Raw genomic sequence first — 3476 nt, 5'->3', positions numbered from 1 at the left:
GCTTCAGGGCCCGTGGCTGACCGGCCAGCTTCTGGTCGCCATGCCGGCTACCGCTGACCCCCGCTTTTCCCGCAGCGTCATCCTGGTGTGCAGCCACAGCGCGGAAGGCGCCATGGGCCTGGTGGTCAACAGGGCGCTGGATACCGTCAGCTTTCCCAACCTGATGAAGGATCTGGGCGTTGAGGCCAGCGGCAAGGGTTTCCTTCCTCTGGTCAATTTCGGCGGGCCGGTGGAATCAGGCCGCGGCTTCGTTCTTCATACCGCCGACCTTCTTACGGAAGGGTCCCTGCGCATCGACCACGACCTGGCCCTCACCACCACCCTGGATATCCTGCACCGGATCGCCGCCGGCACAGGACCGAAGAAAAGCCTGTTCGCCCTGGGATACGCCGGCTGGGGACCGGGACAGCTGGAGGCCGAGATCGTGGCCAACGGCTGGCTGAACGTTCCCGCCGACCCGGACCTGGTGTTCGACACAAACCTGGAAACAAAGTGGGACCGGGCCGTGGCGCAGCTGGGCATTGGTGGATCCACTCTTTCCATGGAAGCGGGCAACGCCTGAAGTATGACCAAAATCGCCGCAAACCGCATTGATGCCTTCGCCCGCAAGCCCGACCCTGCGGTCCGCGCCGTGCTGGTGTATGGCCCGGACGAGGGCCTGGTGCGGGAGCGCGGCAAAACCGTGGGTGAAGCCGTGGTGGGTGATCTGGCCGACCCGTTCCGGGTGGACCTCCTGTCCTCTGACACCATCGCAGACAACCCGGCGATCCTGCACGACAGCATGGCGGCCCTGTCCATGACTGGTGGACAGCGACTGGTGCGCGTGCGGGACGCCGACGATGGCCTGACCGCCGCAGTTGCAATGATGCTCGAGGTCCCTCCCCCCGGCGATACCCTCCTGGTGGTGGAGGCGGGCGATCTGCCCGCCCGGTCAAAGCTGCGCGCCCTGTTCGAAGCCTCGGACATCGCCGCGGCCCTGCCCTGCTATGTGGAGGAGGGGTCGGGGCTGGAGACCACCATCCGCTCCATGGTCACCGGCCATGGTCTGGCCATTGACGAGGATGCGCTGGAGTATCTGGCCCTGGCGCTGGCCGGGGACCGCAGCCGCGTACGCTCGGAAGTGGACAAGCTTGTCCTTTATATGGGTGATGGAAAGACAGTGCGTCTGGAAGACGCCCGCGCGTGCGTCACCGGCAGCGCGGAAACAGGCCTGGACACGCCTGTGTGGGCCGCCGCCGACGGCGATGCGGCCACCCTGGACCGCACGCTGGAAAGCCTGCTGTCCGAAGGCCAGAGCCCCGTGGCCGTCCTGCGTATGGCCCAGCGGCACTTCGACCGCCTGCACCTGGTCGCAGGCCTCACCGCCACAGGTACCCCGCTCGACACCGCACTGGCCCGCCTGAAGCCACCGCTGTTTTTCAAGAACAAGGGCCGCTTTTCTGCCCAGGTGCGCCGCTGGACCCCGGACAGGCTGTCCGCAGCGCTGAAAACCCTGCTGGAGTGCGAGGCCGACTGCAAGCGCACGGGCCTGCCCGACACGGCCCTGTGCAGCCGCACCCTGCACCAGCTGGCCCGCATGGCCCGCCGCTGAGGGCCCTTGCCCGCCGGCCGGAATCGGAGTATTTCCGGACAGGTTCCATATGATCTCATCCGGGGGAAAATCCATGAGCATGGCCATCAGGACGCGCAGGAAAATCGCAGTGATCGGAGCCGGCCAGATCGGCGGCATGCTGGCCCTCATGGCCAGCCAGCGGGAGCTGGGCGACGTGGTCCTGCTGGACATCCCTGACGCAGAAGGCCTGGCCAAAGGCAAGGCGCTGGACATTGCCCAGACCGCCCCTGTGGAAGGGTATAACGCGCGCCTGTCTGGCACGTCGGACTACAAGGATATTGCAGGGGCTGACGTGGTCATCGTCACCGCCGGCGTGCCGCGCAAGCCGGGCATGAGCCGCGACGACCTGGTGGGCATCAACGCGAAGATCATCCGCGCCGTGGGCCAGCAGATCAAAACCCATGCGCCGGACGCATTCGTCATTGTCATCACCAACCCGCTGGACGCCATGGTGGGCCTGATGCAGGAAGTCACCGGCATCAACCCGAAAAAGGTCGTGGGCATGGCCGGGGTTCTGGACTCCGCCCGCTTCCGTCTGTTCCTGTCGGAAGAATTCAGTGTGTCGGTCGAGGATGTCACCGCCTTCGTTCTGGGCGGCCATGGCGACACCATGGTGCCGCTGGTGCGCTATTCCACCGTGGGCGGCATTCCCCTGCCCGACCTGGTCAAAATGGGCTGGACGACCCAGCAGAAACTGGACGCCATCGTCCAGCGCACCCGGGATGGCGGGGCAGAAATCGTCGGCCTGCTGAAAACAGGGTCGGCGTATCACGCCCCGGCCGCCAGCGCGCTGGCCATGGCAGAAAGCTTCCTGAAGGACCAGAAGCGCCTGCTGCCCTGCGCGGCCATGCTGGACGGCCAGTACGGCGTGAAGGGCCTGTACGTAGGCGTGCCCGTGATCATCGGCGCGGCCGGGGTTGAAAAGATCCTGGAAATCCAGCTCAACACTGAAGAAAAAGCCATGTTCGACAAGTCGGTGGACGCGGTTCGTACACTGGTCGAGGTCACGCGCAAGGTTCCCGCGTGACGCGGGAGGGCCGGCGCATCCTGTCCCTGCTGGACCTGACCAGCCTGAACGAGACCGATACAGACGCCTCCATCAGCGCCCTGTGCCACAAGGCTGTGACGCGGCTGGGCGCAGTGGCCGCCGTGTGCGTGTATCCGCGCTTTGTAGCACTGGCGAAAAAAAGCCTGGCCGGAACGGGCGTGCGCGTGGCCACCGTGGCCAATTTCCCGGCGGGTGAAGCCTGTGCCGCCGCCATTGCGGAAGAGGCCCATGCTGCCCTTCATGACGGCGCGGATGAGGTGGACGTGGTCCTGCCTTATGGCGCGTTCCTGGACGGCCACGCCGATCTGGCCCGGGACGTGCTGAAAGCCGCCCGCCAGGCCTGCGGCGGCGCTGTCCTGAAAGTGATCCTGGAATCCGGCGCGTTTCCGGAGCGGGCAAAGCTGGCAGACGCCTGCCGCCTGGCCGTGGACTGCGGCACAGATTTCCTGAAAACCTCCACCGGAAAGCGCCAGCCGGGCGCAACCCTGGACGCCGCCGAAGTGATGCTGGAAGCCTGCCGCAACGCGGGCCGCCGCGTGGGCTTCAAGGCCTCGGGCGGCGTGCGGGATGCGGATACAGCGCAGGCTTACCTGGCGCTGGCCGACAGGGTTATGGGAACCGGCTGGGTCACTCCCGCCACCTTCCGCTTCGGCGCTTCCGGCCTTCTGGATGCGGTTCTGGCGGGGACACCTCTTACCTCTCCCTCTGAGGGAGAGGTCGACACACTGAAGCAACGCGGAAGTGGGCCGGGTGAGGGGTATTGACGAAGACTCTCCCCTGCGACCCCTCACCCGGCCCTGCTCCGCAGGCCCGACC

At 66.3% G+C, this 3476-nt stretch carries 4 protein-coding genes; all 4 read left to right on the top strand.

Annotated elements, in window-relative coordinates:
• Positions 1-16: 16 nt before the first annotated feature.
• The 4 genes from M3O22_08980 to deoC are packed head-to-tail and all read left to right on the top strand — an operon-like array spanning position 17 to position 3424.
• Positions 17-562, top strand: coding sequence for a YqgE/AlgH family protein (locus tag M3O22_08980; GenBank protein MDP9196874.1), 546 nt, complete (start codon positions 17-19; stop codon positions 560-562).
• Between the two features lie 3 nt (positions 563-565).
• Positions 566-1591 (top strand): DNA polymerase III subunit delta, encoded by a 1026-nt coding sequence (gene holA, locus M3O22_08975; GenBank protein MDP9196873.1) that lies wholly within the window; start codon positions 566-568, stop codon positions 1589-1591.
• Between the two features lie 49 nt (positions 1592-1640).
• The gene (gene mdh / locus M3O22_08970; GenBank protein MDP9196872.1) at positions 1641-2639 is read left to right on the top strand and encodes a malate dehydrogenase; all 999 of its coding nucleotides are present in this window, start codon (positions 1641-1643) and stop codon (positions 2637-2639) included.
• Entirely contained in the window at positions 2636-3424 is a 789-nt protein-coding gene (deoC, locus tag M3O22_08965) for a deoxyribose-phosphate aldolase (GenBank protein ID MDP9196871.1), read from the top strand. The genes mdh and deoC overlap by 4 nt, the downstream gene beginning before the upstream one ends.
• Positions 3425-3476: the final 52 nt, after the last annotated feature.

The sequence above is a fragment of the Pseudomonadota bacterium genome (genome assembly GCA_030775045.1).
Lineage (GTDB): Bacteria > Pseudomonadota > Alphaproteobacteria > JALYJY01 > JALYJY01 > JALYJY01.
The sequence above is the reverse complement of the archived record's forward strand: the minus strand, read 5'-3'. Positions and strand labels throughout refer to the sequence as shown.

What these genes read in the sequence shown, in the direction of transcription:
- holA (MDP9196873.1), top strand. Translation starts at nt 566, where the DNA reads ATGACCAAAATCGCCGCAAACCGCATTGATGCCTTCGCCCGCAAGCCC.
- mdh (MDP9196872.1), top strand. Translation starts at nt 1,641, where the DNA reads ATGATCTCATCCGGGGGAAAATCCATGAGCATGGCCATCAGGACGCGC.